This window comes from Streptomyces sp. NPDC048349 (genome assembly GCF_040651925.1).
GTDB lineage: Bacteria > Actinomycetota > Actinomycetes > Streptomycetales > Streptomycetaceae > Streptomyces.
In genome coordinates, this window is record NZ_JBEZLA010000014.1 from 56662 (window position 1) to 79158 (window position 22497).

General features: G+C 73.5%; 11 protein-coding genes. All 11 read right to left on the bottom strand.

What is annotated here, in order from left to right:
* Nucleotides 1-52: 52 nt before the first annotated feature.
* Nucleotides 53-1237: a macrolide family glycosyltransferase gene (locus AB0D44_RS10735; protein ID WP_362587581.1), complete on the bottom strand. Its 1185-nt coding sequence runs from the start codon at nt 1235-1237 to the stop codon at nt 53-55.
* Nucleotides 1238-1362: 125 nt separating this feature from the next.
* Nucleotides 1363-1875: a DinB family protein gene (locus tag AB0D44_RS10740; protein ID WP_362587584.1), complete on the bottom strand. Its 513-nt coding sequence runs from the start codon at nt 1873-1875 to the stop codon at nt 1363-1365.
* A gap of 78 nt (nt 1876-1953) precedes the next feature.
* Nucleotides 1954-2496 (bottom strand): antibiotic biosynthesis monooxygenase, encoded by a 543-nt coding sequence (locus AB0D44_RS10745; RefSeq protein ID WP_362587587.1) that lies wholly within the window; start codon nt 2494-2496, stop codon nt 1954-1956.
* Nucleotides 2497-2503: 7 nt separating this feature from the next.
* The gene (locus tag AB0D44_RS10750) at nt 2504-3799 is read right to left on the bottom strand and encodes a cytochrome P450 (protein WP_362587590.1); all 1296 of its coding nucleotides are present in this window, start codon (nt 3797-3799) and stop codon (nt 2504-2506) included.
* Nucleotides 3800-3814: 15 nt separating this feature from the next.
* Nucleotides 3815-4672, bottom strand: coding sequence for an alpha/beta hydrolase (locus AB0D44_RS10755; RefSeq protein WP_362587593.1), 858 nt, complete (start codon nt 4670-4672; stop codon nt 3815-3817).
* The gene (locus AB0D44_RS10760) at nt 4665-16421 is read right to left on the bottom strand and encodes an amino acid adenylation domain-containing protein (protein WP_362587596.1); all 11757 of its coding nucleotides are present in this window, start codon (nt 16419-16421) and stop codon (nt 4665-4667) included. Before AB0D44_RS10760 ends, AB0D44_RS10755 begins: the two co-directional genes overlap by 8 nt.
* A 65-nt stretch (nt 16422-16486) precedes the next feature.
* Nucleotides 16487-17572 (bottom strand): HAD-IIIC family phosphatase, encoded by a 1086-nt coding sequence (locus tag AB0D44_RS10765; protein WP_362587599.1) that lies wholly within the window; start codon nt 17570-17572, stop codon nt 16487-16489.
* A gap of 3 nt (nt 17573-17575) precedes the next feature.
* A complete protein-coding gene (locus tag AB0D44_RS10770; RefSeq protein ID WP_362587602.1) occupies nt 17576-18754 on the bottom strand; it encodes an acyl-CoA dehydrogenase family protein in 1179 nt (392 codons plus the stop codon).
* Between the two features lie 21 nt (nt 18755-18775).
* Nucleotides 18776-19030, bottom strand: a complete 255-nt coding sequence (locus tag AB0D44_RS10775) for an acyl carrier protein (protein WP_069924400.1) — start codon at nt 19028-19030, stop codon at nt 18776-18778.
* A gap of 68 nt (nt 19031-19098) precedes the next feature.
* A complete protein-coding gene (locus tag AB0D44_RS10780; protein ID WP_362587605.1) occupies nt 19099-19950 on the bottom strand; it encodes a 3-hydroxyacyl-CoA dehydrogenase NAD-binding domain-containing protein in 852 nt (283 codons plus the stop codon).
* A gap of 15 nt (nt 19951-19965) precedes the next feature.
* Nucleotides 19966-22470, bottom strand: a complete 2505-nt coding sequence (locus AB0D44_RS10785) for an FkbM family methyltransferase (protein ID WP_362587608.1) — start codon at nt 22468-22470, stop codon at nt 19966-19968.
* Nucleotides 22471-22497: the final 27 nt, after the last annotated feature.

Here is a 22497-nt window from a genome sequence, read left to right on the forward strand (position 1 = left end):
CGGAAGCCCCCGGCCGGGCGGCCGGGGGCGGGGTTCGCGTGGGGCCGGAGGGTCAGCCGGCGTGCTGGGCGAGGTACTTTTCGATGGCGTCGGCGGCGACCGCCGGGCCGTCGACCTGGCGCATCGCGGCGCCCATGGCCTCGACGCGGGCGGTGACCGCGCTGTCCGCGGCGACGGCCGCGACGGCTTCGCGCAGGCTGTCGACGGTGGTGTCGTCCTTGGTCAGGTGGCGGCCCAGGCCCAGCTCGTCGACGCGCAGGGCGTTGGCCTTCTGCTCGTTCATCTGGGGGATCACGACCATGGGCACGCCGTGGTACAGGGACTCCATGACGCTGTTCATGCCGCCGTGGGTGACGAACAGCTTGGTGTGGCGCAGGACTTCGAGCTGCGGGACGTGGCGGCGCACGTCGAAGTTGGCGGGCAGCGGACCGAGGTCGGCGGCGTCGATGTGGTCGCCGACGGCCATGACGACGTCCCACTCGGTGTCGCCGAACGCGGCGACGGCCGTGCGGAAGAACTCGGCCCAGCCGGTGGCGGCGGTGCCGAGCGAGATGAGGAGGACCGGGCGGTCCGCGGAGGCGGGCTCCCAGGCGCCCTGGAAGGAGCGGTCACCCAGGCAGGGGCCGGCGAAGACGAAGCGCTCGTCGAAGGTGTCGCCGTCGTAGTGGAAGTCGCGCGGCAGGAAGATGATGCCGAGCTTCTCGATGTTCTGGAAGAAGGCCATGGGGTCGGCCGGCAGGTTGAATTCCGGGAGCAGACCGGCGAGCTTGCCGATCATTTCCATGACCTGCGGGTCGGCGTATTCGGCCAGCGGGAACTTCTCCTGGATGGAGAAGTGCTCGTTGGCGCCGTAGGTGGGGTAGAGGCGGACGAGCGGGATGTCGTGCTTGGCGCCGTAGAAACGCGCGCCCCACGCCATGAAGTCGTGGACGATGACGTCGGGACGGTTCTTCTCGTAGAAGGGGCCGGCCTGCTCGACGAGGGCGAGCGAGTCGTCGAGACAGCGCATTCCCTCGCCCGCGTTGGCCTCCTCCGTGTAAGGCGAGCGGTAGAACTCACCGAATACGGATTCGTGGCGGACGGCCTCGGCGCCGATCGCCTCTATCGCGGGCGCGAAGTGGTCGGTCACCGTGCAGGTGACCCGGTGCCCCCGCTTGACCAGTTCTTCGACGACGCCGAGTGTCGGATTCACGTGGCCGATGGCCGGGAAATTGAAGAACGCAATGTGGGAAGGCATGGAAACCCCTCTTCCTGGAACCGCGGTACGGGCGAACCGTGTGCCACGGTAGCAGTGGCTCCGGTATCCCGAATCCGCACGGATCCGGGATACCGGAGCTTTCCGGCCAACCGGGAGGGGTATGGCTAGAAGGGCACCGACTTGCCGAGCGCGACGCGCAGGCAGCCGATCTGGCCGCAGTGGTAGGCGTCGTGCATCTGGATGATGGACAGCGCCTTTCCGAGGTTCTTCAGCCGGTCGTCGCCGAACGGCTCCAGCGGGGACTCGCTGTCGAGGTCCTCGGGGCGCAGCCCGGCCACGAAGGCCCGCATCCGGGCGTGGACCTGCTGGTAGAGCTCGATCATCTCCTCCAGCGAAGGCCCCCAGGACCAGTCGTTGTTGTCGTTGCCCGCGTAGTGCCGCGAGAACTCCTCCGTGACGAGGGACTCGGTGCCCTGGTGCAGGGTGGAGAAGTAGTCGGTGGCGCAGATGAGGTGCCCGAGGAACCAGACCAGCGGCTTGTGCGGGGCCGGCGCCAGGCGTGCCGTCTCGTTGTCGAAGTCCTCGGCGAGCTCGAGCACCATGCCGTAGGCCAGGTCGAAATGGTGCAGGAAATGGGTGGTCAGCGACTGGGACGGCGCCTCGGCGGTCACGGTCATGCGGTTGCTCCTTCTCTTGTCTTTCTCGAGCGGGGCTCGAGGGATCCCCGAGGGGTTCTCGAGCGGTCCTCGGCGATGTCAGGCGGGACGGTCCGCTTCATACGACTCGAATGCGCTCGGTCCGGGTGCCCGGACCTCGTCGAGTTTCGCCTTGGCGTCGTCGAAGGTCGGCAGTTCGAGGGTTTCCTCGGAAACCCAGTTCGCGCCTTCCCAGTCGTACATGAGCTCTCTCACCTGGCGCGCCGCCGCCATGTGCGGTCCGGATTTCAGGAATCCCTTCAGCGCCTGCTCGTCCTCCCAGATGCTGAGGCTGCGCGTGCTGTTGAAGTTCTTCTCGGATATCGCCAGCGTCACGGCCAGCAGACCGGGGCGGACGTACAGCTCGGCGAGAATGGCCTCGTTCAGCGCGATGGCGGCGGGCTCGTGTCCGGGCTTCGGCCAGCCGACGGACGTGGCGATCAGGTGCCGCCCCCGGATCGGTTCCTTCAGCCGGCCGGTTTCCGCGTCGACCGCGGGGCCGACCCACGGTGCGACCACATTGAGGTCGGACTCGTCCCCGGCCGCGAATTCACGAAGGGAGGCCGGTACCGTCCGCGATTCCGGTACTGAATTCTCGGACATGGGTCTTTCACCGTTCCTTGCGTCGTACGACAAGCCGCTTGATTTCCGCGGCCTGGAGGTGGAGCACGGCGAACTCGGGCTCGCGCACGAGTTCCAGCTCGGCGAGCAGCGGCAGCACGGCCCGCAGGACGGCCCGCAGCTCCAGGCGGGCGAGGTGGTGGCCGAGGCAGACGTGCTCGCCGTGGCCGCCGAACGCGATCTGGGCGGAGGCGTCCCGGGTGACGTCGAAGCGGTGCGGGTCGTCGAAGACCGCCCCGTCGCGGTTGGCCGCCGGGTACCACATGGCGACGGTCTCGCCCTTGCGGATGAGCCGGCCGCCGATCTCGGTGTCCTGGGTGGCGGTGCGCACGAAGTTCACGGCGATCGAGGTCCAGCGCAGGATCTCCTCGACCGCGCCCTCGATCAGCGACGGGTCCTCGATGAGCTTCTGCACCTGGTCCGGGTTCTCCAGGAGGGCCTGGATGCCGCCGGTCGTCGCGTTGCGGGTCGTTCCGATGCCCGCGACGAGCAGGTTGAAGATGGTGTAGAGGATCTCGTGGAAGGACAGCGCCTCGCCGTCGATCCGGGCCCGGGCCAGACGGCTGAGCACGTCCGTGCCGGTCCCGTCGATCTCGGCCATGCGCTGCTGGACCAGGCCGGCGACGTAGCCGTTGAGGGCGCCCATGTTGCGGTTGAAGGTGGCCTCGGCGTCCTCGCCGTCGCGCTGGTTGTCCGGGTCGGCGGCCCCGGTGGTGCCCTCGGTCCAGTCGAAGATGTCGTCCCAGTCCTTCAGGGGCGCCCCGACCAGTTCGCAGATCGCCGCGACGGGCAGCCGGGCGGACAGGCTCTTGGCCACGTCCGCGGTGCCGTTCTCGTCGAGCAGGCGGGTGAACGCCTGCGCGTACTCGGCGGCGAGCTCGTGGAACCGCTCCTCCAGCTCCTTGATGGCCTTGGGCGTGAAGCAGGGCGCCATGACCTGGCGCAGGTGGCGGTGGCGCGGCGCGTCCATGTACGACAGGGCCGGCGGCATGTCCGGGGCGTGCCCGAACATCTCGGCCCGCGCTTCCAGCTGGGCCTCGAACATGTCGACGGCCTCGGGGGTGTCGAGGGTGACGCGCTGGGCGCTGGAGAAGAGCTTGGGGTTGCGCGAGACGTAGGCGATGTCCTCGTGCCGGGTCAGCACCCAGAACGGCTCGAAGCCGGGGCGCCGGTACCAGAACACCGGCTCCTCGCGGCGCAGCAGGTCGAACTCGGCGTGCGGGTAGCCGCCGTTCGCGGCGTACGCGGCCTCATCGGTGATGTCGAGGTTCTCGAGAGTGAGCATGTCGGTACGTCTCCTTCAGCGTGCGGTGGTCTCGAGGAGGAAGGAGACGACCGACGCGAGGGTCTCCGTCCGGCGGTCGTCGGTGTCGGCGGCGCCGTCGAGCAGGCGGGCGCCGGGCACGTCGGCGGCGAGCCGCTTGGCGAGCGCGGCCGGGGCCAGCGGGCTGTTGCCCGGCAGCACCAGCAGCGGCGCGGGGAACTGCGCCATCCACTCCTCCGGTACGGAGAAGTAGGCGGAGCCCTGCGGCCAGATGCCGTCGCGGAACCGGACGAGGCGCACGATGTAGCGCTCCCGGCGCAGGGCCGTGATCTCCTCGCGGAACTCGCCTGCGGCCTCCAGCCGGCGGGCGTACGGTCCGGCGCCGGGCCGGGCCGCGAAGCCGCCGCCGAGGCCGGCTTCCTCGATGACGCCGTCGATGCCTTCCGCGCGGGCCAGGCGCATGGGCTCGTCGAACGTCGCCAGGAAGTCGCCGAGGGTGTTGCCCTCGGCGAGCCCGACGGGCGCGTGGGCGACGACGGCGGCGATCCGCTCGGGGGCGTCCTGGACCAGCCGCCAGGCCTGGGCGGTGCCGGCGCCGGAGGCGGCGATGTGGGCGCGCTCGATGCCGAGTTCGTCGAGGACCGCCAGCAGGTCCGCGGCGGTGCGTCCGTAGCAGAAGGGCTCGGCGGGGCCGGTGCTGAGGCCCTGGTGGCGGGCGTCGACCGTGATCACCTGGAACTGCCCGGCGAGGGCGTCGGCAGCTGCGGTGAAGGCGGCCCGCTCGGTGTCGCACTGCCCGGGGACCTCGCCGGGGCCGATGAGCAGGACGGGGAAGCCGGTGCCGCGCACCTCGTAGTGGATCCGCGCCCCGTCCGGGCGCACGGTCTCAGGCATGGTTCTCCTCCAGGCTGGTGGCGATCGTGTCGATCGCGTTCATGAGTTCGGCCGCCATGGCCTCGGGGTTGGTGATCGGCGCGGCGTGGGATCCCTCGATGGCGCGGGGCACGTAGAGGGCGCCGGTGAGCTCGCGCCACACCTCCATGGACCCGTCGGGCAGCACCGGGTCGGCGGTGCCCGACACCGCGAACAGCGGTACGTCCAGGGCCGGGCGGGAGATGCCGCGCAGCACCGCCCGGTGGTTCTCGGCCAGGACCGTGTCGGTGCGCAGCCGCTGCACGTATTCGGCGAGCAGTTCCTCGCTGGCGAGGACCTCGTCGGGCAGCAGCCCTTCCAGGAGCGCGGCGAGTTCTTGCGGGTCGGCGCCGTCCAGGTCTTCGGTGAGCTCGCCGAGCCGGTCCAGGCCGGGGGTGAGCGGGGCCAGCGGCGGCAGCGCGCAGGCCGCGACGAGGGCGAGGGGCGGGACGGCGGGCCGGTGGGCCAGCCGGTGCGCCACCTCCCAGGCCAGCCAGGAGCCCTGGCTGTGGCCGTACAGGACGACGGGCGCGGCGCCCGGGGCCGGGGCGAGCCGGCCGGACAGGGCGGCGACGACCTGGTCGGCGAGGGCCATCATGTCGGTGACGGGTGCCTCGTCGGCGCGTGCCTCGCGGCCCGGGAGCTGGACTGCGAGGAGTTCGACGTCGTCGGGCAGGTGGCGGACGAGCGGGACGTGGCCGCCCGTGGTGCCCCCCATGCCGGCGACGCAGACGATGCGGGCCCGCGGGTTCCGGGCCGGCTTGAGGACGCGCAGCCACGGGTTGTCCTGGCTCCGGTCGGCGGCCGGGGCTGCGGGCGCGCTGCCCTGGGGGGCGAGCTTGCCGGTGAGGTGGCCGGCGATGCCCTCGCAGGTGGCGTGGCGCAAGATCGCCTCGGTGGTGACCGCGAGGCCCGTGCGGCGGTTCAGTTCGTTGCGGACCTTCACGGCCATCAGCGAGTCCAGGCCCAGCTGCTGGAGCGGGCGGTCTGCGTCCAGCTCCGCCTCGGGCATGCCGAGGACGGGGGCGACCTCGCCCTTGACCAGGTCCGTCAGCGTGGCCCGCCGTTCCTCGGGGCTCTGCCCGGCCAGGGCCGTGCGCAGTTCCTGTCCGGCCGAGGCGTCGGGTGCCTGCTCGGCCTCCGGTTCCCGGGCTTCGGGCAGGGTGTCGAGCAGCGGGCGCGGGCGGGCCGCCCGGTAGGCGGGTGCGAACGCCGTCCAGTCGATGTCGGCGACGCCGAGGGCCGCCAGGCCGGCACCCAGGGCGATCTCCAGCGCGTCCAGGGCGAGTTCGGGCGCCATGGTGCGCAGGCCGCGCGAGCGGGCGGCCCGCTCGGCCTCGGCGGTGACCATGCCGCCGCCGGCCCAGCCGCCCCAGTGCAGCACGGTGGCGGTGAGGCCCTGGGCCCTGCGGTGGCGTGCGAGTGCGTCGAGCGCGGTGTTGGCGGCCCCGTACGCGGCCTGCCCGGCGCCGCCCCACAGGCTGGCGCCGCTGCCGTAGAGCACGAACGCGTCGAGCTCGCGGCCCGCGAGGGCCTCGTGCAGGTGCCAGGCGCCGTGCACCTTGGCCGCGTTCTCCTCGGCGGCGGCCTCGGGGGTCAGCCCGGTGAGGGCGGCCGGGCGGGACAGACCCGCCAGGTGGGCGACGGTGCGCAGCGGGCGGCGCGGGTCACCGGTGCGGGCGAGCAGCGCGGCGACCTGGTCGCGGTCGCTGACGTCGGCCTGTTCCAGGGTGAGTTCCACGCCGCGGGCGGCGAGTTCGGTGCGCAGCAGCTCCGTTTCGGGGGCGGCGCCGGCGCGGCGGGAGGCCAGCACGATGTGCTCGGCTCCGCGGTCGGCGAGCCTGCGGGCCAGGTGCAGGCCGAGGGCGCCCTGGCCGCCGGTGATCAGCGCGGTGCCGCGGGTGGACCAGGTGGTGGCCGGGCGCGGGGCGGTGCGCCGCAGGCGGCGTACGTGGCGGCCGTCGGCGCGCAGCGCCACCTGGTCCTCGTGGTCGCCCGCGGCGAGGCAGGCCACCAGGGCGTCGGCCCAGCCCGCATGGGGCTGCGCCGGCAGGTCCACGGTGCCGCCCCAGCGCAGCGGGTCCTCCAGTGCGGCCACCCGGCCGAGGCCGGTGACCAGGGCCTGCAGCGGGGCGGGGGTGCCGGTGCCGTCGGTGTCGGCCGCTCCGCGGGTCAGCGCCCACAGCGGGGCGTCGAGCCCGAGGTCGGCGAGCGCTTGGAGCAGGGTGAGGGTGGTGGCGAAGCCCGCGGTGGAGCCCGAGCCGTCCGGGGTGGCGTCGAGGGAGCCCAGGGTGAGGACCGCGGCGGGCGGTTCGGGCAGGGCGGCCAGGGCGGCGCCGAGCGCCGCCCGGTCGGCCACGGCCTCGACGCGGTACGGGGTGGCGCCCGCGGCGCGCAGGGCGTCCTCGATCGTGTCGGCGGCCCCGGTCTCGGCGGCGGTGGTCACCAGCGCCCAGGGCCCGGCCAGGGAGGCGGCCCGGACGGCGGGCGCCGGCGCCGGCTCCCAGGCGTCCTCGTACAGCCAGCCCGCGACGGTCTCGCGCGCCTCCTGGCCCCGCCACCACGACGACAGCAGCGGGAGCAGTTCCCCGATGCCCTCGCGCAGGCGCTCGGGGGCGTCGAGCAGCTCGGCCAGACGGGCCGGGCCCTCCTCGCCGACGGCCTCCCAGAAGGCCTGGTCGGCGGCGGCCCGGGGGGCGTCCTGCGGCTTCGGCGGGTCGATCCAGTAGGAGCGGCGCTGGAAGGCGTAGGTGGGCAGTTCGGCGACCGTGGCAGGGGTGTCCAAGATCCGCTCCCAGGGCACGCGGTGGCCGTGGGTGTGCAGTTCGCCGAGGGTGCGCAGGAGTTCGGAGCGCTCGCCGTGGCCGCGCCGCAGGGTGCCGGCGACCAGGGCGTCCGCGCTGCCTTCGGTGAGCGGCATGGCGAGGACCGGGTGCGGGCTGACCTCGAGGAACACGTCGTGCCCGGTGGCGATCAGCTGCTGCTGGGCGAGGTCGAGGCGGACGGGTTCGCGCAGGTTGCGGCACCAGTAGGCGGCGCCCAGTTCGCGGCCGTCGAGGACGGTGCCGGTGACGGTGGAGTAGAAGGGCAGGCGGCCCGTGGTGGGGGCGAGGTCCGCCAGGTCCGCCTCGAGGCCGGGCAGGAGCGCGTCCATCCAGTGGCTGTGCGAGGCGACGGGCGCCTCGAGCTTGCCGCAGACGACGTCCTCGTCGTCGAGGGCGAACAGCAGGTCCTCGAGGGCGTCGGCGTCACCGGACAGGGCCACGGAGGTGGGGGTGTTGACGGCGGCGACGGAGACGGCCTCCCCGTACGGGGCGATGCGCTCGAGGACCTGGTCCAGCGGGAGTTCGACGACGGCCATGGCGCCGACCCCGGCGACCGCCTGGAGGGCGCGGCTGCGGACGGCCATGATGCGGGCGCCCTCTTCCAGGGTGAGCGCGCCGGCCACGACGGCGGCGGCGACCTCGCCCTGGCTGTGCCCGGTGACGGCGTCGGGCTCGATGCCCAGCTCGCGCCAGGCGGCGGCGAGCGCGACGTACATGGTGAACATGACGGGCTGTACGACGTCCAGGCGGCGGGCGGAGAGTTCGGGGCCTCCGGCGGCGCGCAGGACGTCGGTGACCGACCAGCCGAGCCGGGGTGCCAGGAGGGCGTCGCAGTCGCGGACGGTGCGTGCGAAGGCGGGCGACTGCTCGAGCAGGGCCGCTCCCATGCCGTCCCACTGGCTGCCCTGGCCGGGGAAGACGAAGACCGTGCGGCCGCGGCCGCGGGCGGTGGCCCGGCTGACCGCGGGGTGCGAGCGGTCCTCGGCGAGCGCGCGCAGCGCGGCGGCGGCCTCGTCGGTGGTGGCGGCCGTGACCAGGGCGCGGTGGTCGAAGTGGGTGCGGCGCAGGGCCGCGGTGTGGGCGACGTCCGCCAGCGGGACCGCCCGGTGGTCCTCCAGCCAGTCGGCCCAGCGGCCGGCCTGCTCGCGCAGGGCGGCCCCGGTCCGGGCGGAGAGGACCACGGGCAGGGAGCCGGCCGGGGACGCCGCCGCCCCGGCGGCGGACGGCGCGTCCGGCGCGGGCTCCCGGGCCGGCACCGGGGCCTGCTCCAGGACGACGTGGGCATTGGTGCCGCCGATGCCGAAGGAGGAGACGCCGGCGCGGCGCGGCCCTTCGCCGTCCCAGGGCTTGGTCTCGGTGTTGACGTAGAAGAGGTTCGGGTCGAGGCCCATCTCCGGGTTGGGGTGCTCGTAGTTGAGGCTCGGCACCAGTTCCGCGTGGTGCACGGCGAGCGCGGCCTTGATGAGGCCCGCGATGCCCGCGGTGGCGTCCGCGTGCCCGATGTTGGTCTTCACCGAGCCGATCGCGCAGGGCTCGGCGCGCTCGGCGGAGCCGAAGACCTGCTGGAGCGCCTGCACCTCGATGGGGTCGCCCAGCGAGGTGGCGGTGCCGTGCGCCTCGATGAAGCCGACGCTGTCGGGGGTGACGCCCGCCGCGGCCTGGGCCTCGGCGATGACGTACGCCTGGCCCTGGACGCTCGGCGCGGTGAAACCGGCCTTGGCGGCGCCGTCGTTGTTGACGGCGCTGCCGCGCAGCACGGCGTAGACGGTGTCCCCGGCCTCGAGGGCGTCGGACAGCCGGCGCAGGACGAGCATGCCGACGCCGCTGCCGAAGACGGTGCCCGCGCCCTTCTCGTCGAAGGCGCGGCACTTGCCGTCCGGGGAGACGACCAGGCCGGGCTGGTGGACGAAGCCGCGCTTGAGGGGGATCGTCAGCGAGGAGGCGCCGACCAGGGCGACGTCGGACTCTCCGCGCAGCAGGCTCTCGCGGGCCAGGTGGGCGGCGACCAGGCCGGTGGAGCAGGCGGTCTGGACGGACAGGGCGGGGCCGCGCAGGTCGAGCTTGTGGGCGACGCGGGTGGCCAGGTAGTCGTTCTTGTTGCCGATCATCGAGCGGTAGAAGGACGACAGGTCGCCCGAGGCGTCCTGGTGGTAGCCGCCGAAGCCGGTGCCGCCGAAGACGGCGACGTTGCCGTCGAACGCGGCGGGCACGATGCCGGCGTGCTCCAGGGCCTGCCAGGCGGCTTCCAGGAACAGCCGGTGCTGCGGGTCCATGACCTCGGCCTCGGCGGGCGAGTAGCCGAAGAAGGCGGCGTCGAAGAGGTCGGCGCCGTCGATCAGGCCGCGCGAGCGGACGTAGGCCGGGTGGGCCAGCTCCTCCTCGGTGGCGCCGGCCGCGCGCAGTTCTTCGTCGGTGAAGTGGGTGATGGACTCGACGCCGTCGCGCAGGTTGCGCCAGAAGGTGTCGACGTCGGGTGCGCCGGGCAGCTTGCAGGCCATGCCGACGATGGCGACGGCGTCCTCGCCGGAGCGCTCGCGGCGGGCCGCGGACTGCTGGCGGGCGAGCGTGGCGTGCGAGCCGTCGCGCAGGTAGGCGGTGAGCTGGCGGACGGTCGGATAGCGGAAGAGCGTGGAGAGCGGGAACTCCCGGCCCAGGCCCGCGCAGATGATCTTGTGGGCTTCCAGGGCGCTCATGGAGTTGGCGCCGAGGTCGAAGATGCCCTTGTCGGGGTCGACGACCGGGATGCCGAGCACCTCGGCCCAGGCGCCGGACACCAGGGACTCGATGCCGCCCTCCCCCGCGGGCTCCCGGCCCTCTGCGGCGCGGGCGGCCGCGGCGGCCGGCGCGGGCGCCTCCAGGCGCAGCAGGGCGCCCCGGTCGACCTTCTTGTTGGGCGTGTGCGGCAGTTCGGGGAGGTGGACCAGCCGGGACGGGACCATGTAGGCGGGCAGCCGCCCGGCGAGCGCGGCGAGCAGCTCCTCGTCGGTGACGGTGCGGCCCGGGGCCGCGGTGAGGTACAGGCACAGCCGGGGGTCGCCCGGCACGTCCTCGCGGACCACCGCGGCCGCCTCGGCGACGCCGGCGTGCTCGGCGGCGACGGCCTCGATCTCGCCCAGTTCGATGCGGTGGCCGCGCAGCTTGACCTGCGCGTCGACGCGGCCGCAGAACTCCAGGGAGCCGTCGGCCCGGTAGCGCACGACGTCGCCGGTGCGGTACATGCGGGCGCCGTCCCCGGCGAACGGGTCGGGCAGGAAGCGCTCGGCGTCGAGCTCGGGCCGGTTCAGGTAGCCGCGCGCGACGGCGAGGCCGCCGATGTACAGCTCCCCGCGGGTGCCGCGCGGAACGCGGCGCCCGGCCGCGTCCAGCACGTACAGCAGGTTGCCGTGCAGCGGCAGGCCGAGGGAGACCTCGCCCGGTACCGCGTCCCAGGCCGCCGACCACACGGTGGTTTCCGTCGGCCCGTACATGTTCATCAGGCCGCCGGGGCACAGCCGGTCCAGTTTGCGGGCCAGGCCCCGGTCCAGGGCCTCGCCGCCGACCAGCATCCGCGTCAGGCCCTGCACGAGCGAGCGCCCGTCGGCGTCGGCCAGCAGCATGCGCGCCAGGGAGGGCGTGCACTGCAGGTGGGTGGGGGCGTACGGGAGGTAGTCGGCCCAGCCGGCCGGCCCGCCCTGCCCCACGACGACCCGGTAGCCGCGGGTGAGGGTCCACAGCAGTTCCAGCGTGGAGATGTCGAAGGAGAGGCTGGTGACGGCGAGCCAGGTGTCGCCGGGGCCGCCGCCGACCCGCTCGTCCATCGCGGTGCAGAAGGTGGCGAACTGGGCGTGCTCCAGCTGGACGCCCTTGGGCAGGCCGGTGGAGCCCGAGGTGTAGATGACGTACGCGCGGTCGGACAGGTCCGGGAGCGTGTCCGGGTCGTCCGGGAAGCCGTCCTGGCCGGCGCCGTGCTCCAGCGCGTCCGCCAGCAGGACGGCGACGTCGTCGGAGGCGACCTCGGGCGAGCCGTCGCGGGTGGAGACCACCAGCGACAGGCCGCTGTCGCGGATCACGTGTTCCAGGCGGGCCTTGGGGTAGTCCGGGTCCAGCGGCACGTACGCGCCGCCCGCGAGCCAGATCGCGAGCACCGAGACCACCAGGTCCGCCGAGCGCGGCAGGTGGATGCCGACCAGCGTGCCGGGGCCGGCTCCGGCCGAGCGCAGGTGGCCGGCCATCGCCGCGGCCCGCGCCACGGCCTGGCGGTAGGTCCAGGTGCGGCCGCCGTCGACCAGGGCGACCGCGTCGGGGGTGCGGCGTGCCTGGGCCAGGATCCGCTCCAGGGCGGTGGGGCCGGTGACCTCGCCGGGCGCCCGGCCGCCGCGCTCCTGGAGCCACTCCAGCTCGGCGCCGGAGATCAGGTCCAGGGCGCCGATGGGCCGGGCCGGATCGGCGACGGCCGATTCCAGCAGGGTCCGGAAGTTGTCCGCGAGGCGCGCGGCCGCCTCGGCGCCGAGGATGCCGGGCAGGAACTCCAGTTCGCCGACCAGTCCCCCGCCGTCGGGGGCGAGGGTCAGTCCGACGGCCGACTTGGCCACCCCGCGCGGGCCGCCGCCCACGGAGGCGTCCGCCGACGGCACCCAGGCCCCGTCGCCCTCGCCGAGCGCGGGCAGGGTGCTGGCCCGGTAGTTGAAGACGGCGCTGAAGAGCGGGTTGTCCTCGCCGGTGCGCTCCCCGCCGACGGCCTTGACGAGCTCGGTCAGCGGCAGGTCCTGGTGTTCCATCAGTTCCAGGACGCGCGGCGCGGTCGCCGTCAGGACCTGCTCGAAGCTCGGGTCGCCGGTCAGCTCGCAGCGCAGCGGCAGGGTGGTGACGAGGAAGCCGACCAGGCCCTCGGTGCCGGGCAGCTGGCGGTTGGCCCACACGGTGCCCAGGCCGAAGTCGTACGCGCCGGTGGTGCGGGCCAGCAGGACCGCGAAGGCGCTCGCGTACACGGTGTAGGGGGTGACCCCGGTGCGGGCGGCCAGCTCCTCCACCCGGGTGCGCAGCTCGGCGGGGAGCGTGAACCCGGTGGTGCCGCCCTCGCTCGCGCCGTCGGCCGCGGGCAGGTCGAGGCGGCCCATGCCGGCGAGCCGCTCGCCGATCACCCGCAGGCCCTTGGCGAAGTGGCCCTCCTCCAGGGCGCGCTGCTCCCAGGCGGCGAAGTCGCCAAGCTGGAAGGCGGGTTCGGGGGCCTGGGGCGTGCGGCCCCCGGCGTAGGCGGTGTAGGCGGCGAAGAGCTCCTGCGTGAAGACGGACAGGGACCAGCCGTCGGTGACGGCGTGGTGCAGGAAGATGCCGATGAGCTGGCCGCCGTCGCGGGTGTCGGCGAGCAGGCAGCGCAGCAGGCCGGGGCCGTCGAGCGGCAGCGGCCGGCGCTCCTCCTCGCGGATGCGGGCGTCGAGCTCCTGCGCGTCGAGGTGGCTGAGGTCCTCGTGGGTGAACTGCGGCTCTCCGGCGGCCCGGACGACCTGCACGAGGGCGCCGTCGCGGCCCGTCAGCGAGGTGCGCAGCGCCTCGTGGCGCTCCGTCACCCAGGTCAGGGCGCTGCGCAGCGCGGCGGGGTCGAGCCGGCCGGCGGTGCGCAGGACCAGGGGGGTGTGGTACTCGGCGCTGCCGGGGCGCAGCTGCTCCAGGAACCACAGCCGGCGCTGGCCGTCGGTCGCGGGGTGCTCTTCGCGCCGCCCGGAGCGTTCGAGGGCCGCGGTGGGGGCGCTCTCCAGGACGCCGAGGGCGTGCTCGAGCAGGTGCCCGGCGATCTCGTGCGCGGTGGGGTGCTGGAAGGCGAGGTTCGCGGGCAGGGTGGCGGTGGTCAGCTCGGTCAGCCGGTTGCGCAGCTGGAGCGCCATGATCGAGTCGAGGCCGAGCTCCTGGAGCCGCTTGTCGGCGGGGACCGGCTCGGTGGCGCCGAGGACGGCGGCCGCTTCGCGCCGGACGAGGTCGGTCAGGGCCTCGAGGCGTTCGCTCTCGCCCAGGGCGGCGAGGCGGGCGCGCAGGGCGGCGGGGCCGGTGGCGTCCTCGTCCGCGGTGTCCTGGGCGCGGCGGCCCAGCGCGGCGATCTCGGCCTCGTCGAGGCGGCGGTAGCCGGGGACGTCGGTCCAGTAGGCCTTGCGCTGGAAGGCGTACGTCGGAAGGTCCGCGAGCCGCGCCGCGGCGCCGTCGGCCGGGGCGAAGACCCGCGTCCAGTCCGCCTCGTAGCCCTGGGTGTGCAGGGCGCCCAGCGAGCGCAGCAGCTGGTCGAGCCCGCCCTGGTCGCGGCGCAGGCTGCCGACGACGGCGCCGTCGCTGTCGGCGGTGGCACTGGTCAGGGGCATCCCGAGGACGGGGTGCGGGGATATCTCGACGAACACGCCGTGGCCGTCGGCGACGAGCCGGTCCAGGGCGAGGTCCATGCGGACGGTCTCGCGCACGTTGCGGCACCAGTAGGCGCCGTCGAGGGCGGTGCCCTCGACCACGGTGCCGGTCACCGTCGAGTAGAACGGGACGGCCGAGGCGCCGGGGCGCAGGTCGGCCAGCTGTTCGGCGAGCCAGGGCAGCATCGGGTCGATGTGCGCGCTGTGTCCGGCGGTGTCGGACTGGATGCGGCGGCAGAAGACGTCGCTGCCCTCGAGCTCGGCCAGCAGGCGTTCGACGGCGTCCACGTCTCCGGAGACCACGGTGGAGCCGGCGGTGTTGACCACGGCCACCGACAGGGCGTCCCCGTACGGCTCGATGAGCTCGCGGGTGCGCGCCACGGGCAGTTCGACCAGGGCCATCGCGCCCCGGCCGCTGCACTCGCGCAGCTGGCCCTGGGAGCGCAGCGCGGTCAGCCGGGCGCCGTCGGCGAGGGAGAGGGCGCCGCTGACGACGGCGGCGGGGACCTCGCCCTGGCTGGAGCCCACCACGGCGGCCGGCTCGACGCCGAGCGAGCGCCAGAGCGCGACCAGGCCGATCATCACGGCGAACAGGGCGGGCTGGAGTACGTCGATGCGCTCCAGGGTGAGTTCGGGGCCGGCCTCGCCGCGCAGGAAGCCCGCTACGGACCAGCCCGTCCACGGGGCGAGGGCCTCGTCGCACTCCTGGACGGCGTCCCGGAAGACCGGGCTCTGCTCCATCAGCTCGCGGCCCATGCCGAGCCACTGCGAGCCCTGGCCGGGGAAGACGAAGACGGCCTTGCCGCGCTCGCGCGCGGTCGCGGAGGTCACGGCCGGGTGCGGCAGGCCTTCGGCGAGGGCGGTGAGCGCCTCGGCGGCCTCGGCCGGGCCGGCCGCGAGGACCGAGGCGCGGGCCTCCAGCGGGGTGCGGTGCAGGGCGGCGGTGCGCAGGACGTCCGGCCAGTGGGCGTCGGGGTGCGCGGTGAGCCAGGCGGCCCAGCGGGCGGCCTGGGCACGCAGTGCCGCCGCGTCAAAGCCGGAGACCAGCAGCGGGCGGGGGCCGGCGGGGGCCCCGGCCACGGCCGGGCCGTTCTCGGCGCGAACGGGTTCGGGGGAAGCGGACCCGGCCTCGGCGGAGGCGGCGGGGGCGGGGGCGGGGGCGGGGGCCTCCTCGACGATCACGTGGGCGTTGGTGCCGCTGATGCCGAACGAGGAGACGCCGGCCCGGCGCACCCGCTCGCCGCGCTGCCAGGGCCGCAGCTCCTGGACGAGCCGCAGGCCGCTGTCCTCCCAGGGGATCTGCGGGCTCGGCTCGGCGGCGTGCAGCGTGGGCGGCAGCGCCTCGTGGTGCAGCGCCAGGATCATCTTCATCACGCCGACGACGCCGGCGGCGGCCTGGGTGTGGCCGAGGTTCGACTTGGACGAGCCCAGCCACACCGGCCGGTCCCCGTCGCGTCCGGGGCCGAAGACCTCGGCCAGGGCGCCGGCTTCGATGGGGTCGCCGAGCGGGGTGCCGGTGCCGTGCGCGTCGATCGCGTCGATGTCGGCGGGGGTCAGGCGGCCGGCGTCGAGCGCGTCGCGGATCACCCGCTGCTGGGCGGGCCCGTTGGGGGCGGTCAGGCCCTGGCTGCGGCCGTCCTGGTTGACGGCCGAGCCGCGGATCACGGCCAGGACGGGGTCGCCGTCGCGGCGGGCCGCCGACAGCTTCTTCAGGACGAGGATGCCCACGCCCTCGGACCAGATGGCGCCGTCGGCCTGGGCGGAGAAGCTCTTGCAGCGCCCGTCGGGTGCCATGGCGCCGAGCCGGCTGGACTCGACGTACATGGCGGGCGAGCTCATGACGGTCACGCCGCCGGCCAGGGCCAGTTCGCAGTCGCCGCCGCGCAGCCCCGCGACCGCCGAGTGGATGGCGACCAGCGAGGAGGAACAGGCGGTGTCGATGGTCAGGGCCGGGCCCTGCAGGCCGAGGGCGTAGCTGATGCGGCCCGAGACGACGCTGCCGGAGATGCCGGTGCCCTGGTATCCGTCGAGGACCTCCAGGGGTGCGTTGCCGGTGTCGTAGTCGGAGCGCATCGCGCCGAGGTAGACGCCGGTGCGGCTGCCGGCCATCGTGTCGGGACGCAGCCCGGCCCGCTCCAGCGCCTCCCAGGAGGCCTCCAGGACGAGCCGCTGCTGCGGGTCCATGGAGACGGCCTCGCGCCGGGAGATGCCGAAGAAGTCGGCGTCGAACTCCTCGAGGGCGTCGAGGAACCCGCCCTCGCGGGCGTAGCTCTTGCCGGTCGCCGTGGGGTCCGGGTCGTACAGGTCCAGCCCGTCCCAGCGCGCCGGCAGCGGGCCTATGGCGTCACGGCCGGTGGCCAGCAGCTCCCAGAACTCCTCGGGCGTGTCGATGCCGCCCGGGAGCCGGCAGGCCATGGCGACGACCGCCACCGGCTCGTGCCGCTCGTTCTCCAGCTCGGCGTTGCGCTGCTGCAGCTGGATCACCGCAGCCATGGCCCGCCGGAGCCGGTCCTCGTTCGCCTGGGCGCTCATCTTGGCCATCCGTCTCGTTCTGTGGCACTGCCGTCGGTGGTCTGCGGGAAGGGGGAGGGAAGCGGGGCCCGGGGTCAGTTCCCGAGCGTGACGTCCATGTACGGGGGGAACTCGGGAATGCGGGAGAAGTCGTTCTCCAGGACCGAGATGTCGCCCTTCTTCGCGATCTCGCGGAAGCCGGCGAACTTGTAGGTGATGTACATGGTCCGGTTGCGGTCGGTGGGCACGAACTCGGCGCGCAGCTTGACCCCGGCCCGGTGGGCCTCGCGGATCAGGTGGCCGAGCAGCACGGATCCGACGCCGCGGGACATGACCCGGCAGGACATCAGCAGCAGCTTGACGGTCCACACGTCCTGGCCGCGCTCCACGAGCGAGAGGCCGATCTTGCCGTAGGTGCCGTACTTGTCCTCCAGGCCGGCGACCAGCAGGTCGTGGTCCGCGGAGCGGCGGAAGGCGTCCAGCTCCTCGTAGGAGTAGGTGTAGCCGGTGGCGTTGAGCTGGTTCGTACGGACCGTCAGCTCCTCGGCGCGCTGCAGGTCTCGCTCCTCGGCGGGGCTGATGGTGAAGCGCATGCCGAGCGAGGCGAGGAACTCCTCCGAGGTGCCCTCGTGGGACTCCTCGGCGGCGTTGCGCTGCGCGTCGGCCCGGTAGAGGTGGCGGCGCTCGCGGGAGTCGGCAGTGACGAACCGGGGGTGCATCTCGGGCAGGTCCGGGATGCCCGCGGCGTCGACGGCGTCGATGCAGCGCACCCGGGGATGGGCGAAGGCGACCTCGTCGCGTTCGAAGGGCTGGTCGTCGACGAAGGCGAGGGTGTCGATGCCGATGTTGATCGCCTTGGCGACGGCCTGCACGGAATCGGACTTGTTGCCCCAGTTGATCTGCGGGTAGAGGAAGTACTCGGCGATGCCGAACTCCTCCAGCTTGGCCATGGCCGCGGCGTGGTCGTTGCGGCTGGCGACGGAGTGCAGGATGCCGCGCTCGTCCAGGATGCGCAGGGTCTCGACGACCTCGGGGCGCAGGGTGACCTCGGCGTCCTCCAGCAGGACGCCGTCCCAGACGGTGTTGTCGAGGTCCCACACCACGCACTTGACGGTGGCCGCCTTGGCGGCCGGCTCGGCGGACGTCGGCTCGGTGGTCGTCGTCTCGGTGGTCGTCGTCATCGGTCACTCACTTCCACGGGCTGCGGCGAGGGGGGTGCGGCGGAACGGGGCCCGCTCCTGGAAGGCGTACTCGGCGAGGCCGACCTGATGGAGCTGGGAGCTGCCCTCGATGACCTCCATGACCTTGGTGTCACCGAGCAGGCGCTGTACGGGGTAGTCGGGGCCGCAGCCGTTGGCGCCGTGGATCTGCACGGCGTCGGTGGCGGCGCGGGCGGCGGCGGTGGAGGCGAAGTACTTGGCCGTCGAGGTGGCGGCCAGCGCACCGGGGTCGCGGGCGTCGCGCAGCCGGCCCGCCTCCAGGCACAGCAGCCGGGCCGCCCGGGAGGAGGTGTACATCTCGCTGATCATGCGGCGGACCAGCTGGTGCTCCCGGATGGGGACGCCGAACTGGACCCGCTCGGCCGCGTAGTCGGTGCTGGCGTCCAGGCAGGCGTCGAGGATGCCGACGCAGCCCCAGCCCACCGTGTACCGGCCGAGGTCCAGGGCCGCGCCGGTCACGTGGGAGACGCCCAGGCCCGGCCGGGCCAGCAGGTTCTCGCCGGGGACGCGGCAGTTGTCGAAGTACACGTGGGCGGTCATCGAGGCGCGGATGCCGATCATGTCCTCGATCAGCTCGGTGCGCAGTCCGGGGGTGTCCCGTTCGACGAGCAGGGCGGTGGGGCCCTGCTCGCCGCGCCCGACCACGAGGAACAGGTCGGCGCTCTCCCCGTACGTGATCCACTTCTTGTGGCCGTCGAGGATCCAGTCCCCGCCGTCGCGGGTGATCCGCGTGGTGACGGCGGAGGCATCGCTTCCGGTGCCCGGCTCGGACACGGCGAGCGCGGCGACGCGCTCGCCGCGGGCGAGCCGGGGCAGCCAGGTGTCCTTCTGGGCGCGGGTGCCCCAGCGGGCGACGGCGTGCGCCACCATCGTGTGCACGGTCAGCAGACTGCGCAGCGAGGAGCAGGCGCGGCCGAGCTCGGCCGCGAGCAGGCCGAGCGTCACCGCGTCGCTGCCGCCGCCGCCGTACTCGGCCGCGACGGGCAGCCCGAGCAGGCCCTCGTCGGCGAGCAGCCGGACGGCCTCGGGCGGGGTGCGCTGGGCCCGGTGCCAGGCTTCGGCGTACGGGGCGACGCGGCTGTCGGCGAAGGCCCGGAACTCCTTCTGGGCCTGCGCCTGCTCCGCGGTGAGCATCGTCGTCATCTGGGGTCGGCTCCGCTCGGCCTACTGGGGGACCGACGCGGCCAGCTTGCGGCTGACGAACGCGTCGAGGGCGCTGATGGAGCGGAAGTACTCCAGCTCCAGGTCCTCGTTCTCGACCGTGATGCCGAACTCGTGCTCCACGAAGGAGACGAGCTGCATCGCGAACATCGAGCTGACGAAGCTGAGCTCGAAGATGTCCTGGTCGTCCTTGAGGTCCTGCACCGGGATGAAGCGGGAGAGGTACTCCGCGATCCTGGCCTTGTTGTCCGTGCTCATCTCGTTCCGTCCTGTCGTCTTCGATGCGGGGAGGGGCGGGGGGCGGCCTGCGGGCAGGGGGCGCCCGGTCAGCGGTAGGTGTGGAATCCCTGGCCGCTCTTCCGGCCCAGCAGGCCGGCGGCGACCATCTTCTTGAGCAGCGGCGCCGGCCGGTACTTGCTGTCGTTGAAGCTCTCGTAGAGCACCTCGACGGACTTCAGGATGGTGTCGAGACCGATGAGGTCGGCCGTCTCCAGCGGGCCCATCTTGTGGTCGAAGCAGGTCTTGAAGATGCGGTCGACGTCGGCCGCGGGGGCGACGCCGTCCTGCACGAGGAAGACGGCCTCGTTGATGGTGAGCATCAGGACGCGGTTGGAGACGAAGCCCGGGACGTCCTCGACGACGATGCACTCCTTGCCGAGCTCCGCGAGGAAGCGGCGGGCGGTGTCGATCGTCTCGGGGGTGGTGTGGTGGCCGCGGATGACCTCGACCATGGGCTTGAGCGGCACCGGGTTCATGAAGTGCATTCCGACGACGCGTTCGGGGCGGCTGGTGACCGAGCCGACCCGGGTGATGGAGATGGCCGAGGTGTTGACGGCGAAGACGACCTCGGGCCGGCAGATCCGGTCGAGCTCCTTGTAGACCTTCTCCTTGATCGCCCATTCCTCGGTCACGTTCTCGACGACGAAGTCCGCCTTGGCGAGCAGCTCGTAGTCGGTCGTGAACTCGATCTTCTCGAAGACCTCGGCGGGGTCCACCGCGGCCTTGCGGTTGAACATCGCGAAGGCCCGCAGGCTCTGGCGCAGCTCCTTGCGCGCGTTCTCCAGGATCTCCTCGGAGACGTCGACCAGGACGACCCGGTGGCCGGTCTGGGCGAGGTTCTGCGCGACACCGACGCCCATGACGCCGGCTCCGACGACTCCTGCTGTCGTGAATTCCATTGGTGGTCGACTCCGTTAGCGTGCGCCGCGTACGGCGTAGATGTTGTGGATGTCCGTGCCGGCGTACAGCTCGTCCTGCTCGGCGTGCGCGGTGAAGCCGCGGCTCTCCAGGAGCGCGACGAGGCGGGCGACCTCGCCGTCGGCGTCGTGCGCCTCCAGCACCATCTGCTGGATCTTGGGCCAGTCCTCGTCGGCGATGCCGTCGATGACCTGGCGCTCGCTCTTCTGCACGTCGATCTTGATGAGGTCGATGCGCTCGATGTTCTGTTCGCGGATGACGGCGCTCAGCGGGCGCAGCTTCGCGGTGAACTCGATGGCCTCGAAGCGCACGTCCATGAGCTCTTCGGTGTACTCGGCGAGCTGGTCGGCCGCCTCGTCCCCGCCGGCCTCGCGCTGGTTGGCGATGATGGTGCGCAGGTTGTGCTTCTCCTCCTCCTCGTCCGGGTGGAAGGAGGACATGCCGGAGCTGCGCGGGTAGAAGGTGAACTGCGCCTCGGACTCGGCGTCGGAGATGCCGATGTTGAACAGGCGGGCGTCGGCACCGTGCTCGGCGACGTTGCGGCTGAGCAGCTCGAACAGCGGCGGGGCCGGCTCGAAGGTGTAGACCGTCACGTCCTTGGCCTCGTAGTGGGCGAAGAGCGTGAACAGGCCGATGTTGCCGCCGACGTCGACCACGGTGGCGCCGTCGGGGAGGGTGATCCCGTTCTTGGCGTAGACGCGGTGGTCGAAGATGTCCTCGTAGAAGTGGAGGGTCTCCGCCTCGTTCTGGTGGGAGACCATCAGGCCGTTGGGGAGCCGGAAGCGGGCCAGCGAGCTGCCGGTGTGCGAGGAGCCGGAGCCGTCCCCGGCCAGCGCCTCCTGCGGGTCGCGGCCCTCGCGCAGCGCGTCGATGGCGGTCGCGGTCCGCGCGAGCGTGGCCCACTCGTAGATCTGGCGCAGCGTCGGCTCGACGGAGAAGGCCCGGGTGATGCGCAGGATCAGGCGGGTGGCCAGCAGCGAGTTGCCGCCGAGCTCGAAGAAGGAGACGTCCCGCGGGAGCTGCTCCTCGCTCTTCAGGAGCCTGGCCCACAGGCCGTGCAGCTCCTGCTCGGTGGCGCTCGGCCCGCCGTCGGCCGCCGCGGCGGCCGGGGCCGGGGCGGCGCCGTCGGTCGCGAGGTCCTCGGCGGGGTGGACCGTCCAGTCCACGGCGCCGCCGGCCAGCCACAGCCGGCCCAGCGCCTTGAGGGCGACCGCGGTGTCGGAGCGGCGCTCGAGCGGGTGGCGCATCGAGGCGACGACGGAGCCGTTGCCGACGCCGCGGACCTCGGTGGCGAGGCTGGCGAGGGTCTGGCCGGGGCCGGCCTCGAGCAGGACGTGCTCCTCGCCGATGGCGCGCAGGCCGTCGGCGAAGCGGACCGGGCTGACGAGGTGGCGGGCCCAGTAGCGGGGGTCGGTGGCCTGCTCGTCGGTGATGAGCTCGCCGGTGACGTTCGAGACGTAGGGGATGCTCGGCGGGTTGAGGGTCAGCGTCCGCACGAGCGCGGTCAGCTCGTCCGCGATCGGCTCCATCATCGTGGAGTGGAAGGCGTGCGTGGTGGCGACCCGGCGGTTGATGACCTCGCGCGTGCGCAGGGAGGCCTCCAGCGCGGCGATGTCCTCCTCGGGGCCGGCGACCACGCAGAACGCGTCGCCGTTGACGGCGGACAGCGAGAGGTTCGGTCCGAGCAGGGCCAGTGCGTCCTGCTCCGGCAGCATGACGGCGAGCATGGCGCCCTTGGGCAGCGCGTCGATGAGCGCGGCGCGGCGGGCGACCAGGGTCAGCGCGTCCTTGAGCGAGAGCACCCCGGCCAGCGTCGCGGCGACGTACTCGCCCAGGCTGTAGCCGGTCAGGACGGCGGGGCGGGCGCCCCAGCTGCGCAGGAGTCCGGCGAGGGCGTACTCGATGACGAACAGCGCGGGCTGGGCCAGCTTCGTGGCGCCCAGCCGGCGCTCCTCGGCGCTGACCGGTCCGCTGTCGCGGCCCAGCATGCGGCGCAGGTCCATGGCGGGCGCCTTCGCGGCGTCGCCGGCCGGCTCCGTCGCGGCCGGCTCGGCGGCGGCCGCGAAGACGACCTCGCGGATGTCCAGGCCGAGGTCGGGGGCGAGCAGTTCGGCGCAGCGGTCGACCTCGGCGCGGAAGACGGGGAAGTCCCGGTACAGGTCGCGGCCCATGCCGAGGTAGTGGTCGCCCAGGCCCGGGAAGAGGAAGGCCAGCGGCGCGGAGGTGGCGCCGGTCTCCTTGGCACCCAGTTCGGCCGGGCCCTCGGGTCCGGTCAGGACGGCGCCGCGGTGCGTGCCGGGGGCGGCGCCGGCACCGACGGTGCGCCGGGTCACCGGGGCGGCGGCCGGGGCGGCGGAGCCCGCACCCTTGAGGGCGGCGAGTCCCGCGTCGAGGGAGGCACCGTTGGTCCCGCTGACCAGGTCGAGGTGGAACGGGAGCGGACCGGTCGGCGGACCAGCCGCTTCGTGCCTCTCCTCGGCGGTGATCGTGTTGGGGGTCATACCTCTCCTTGGGTGTGTCGGAAAACC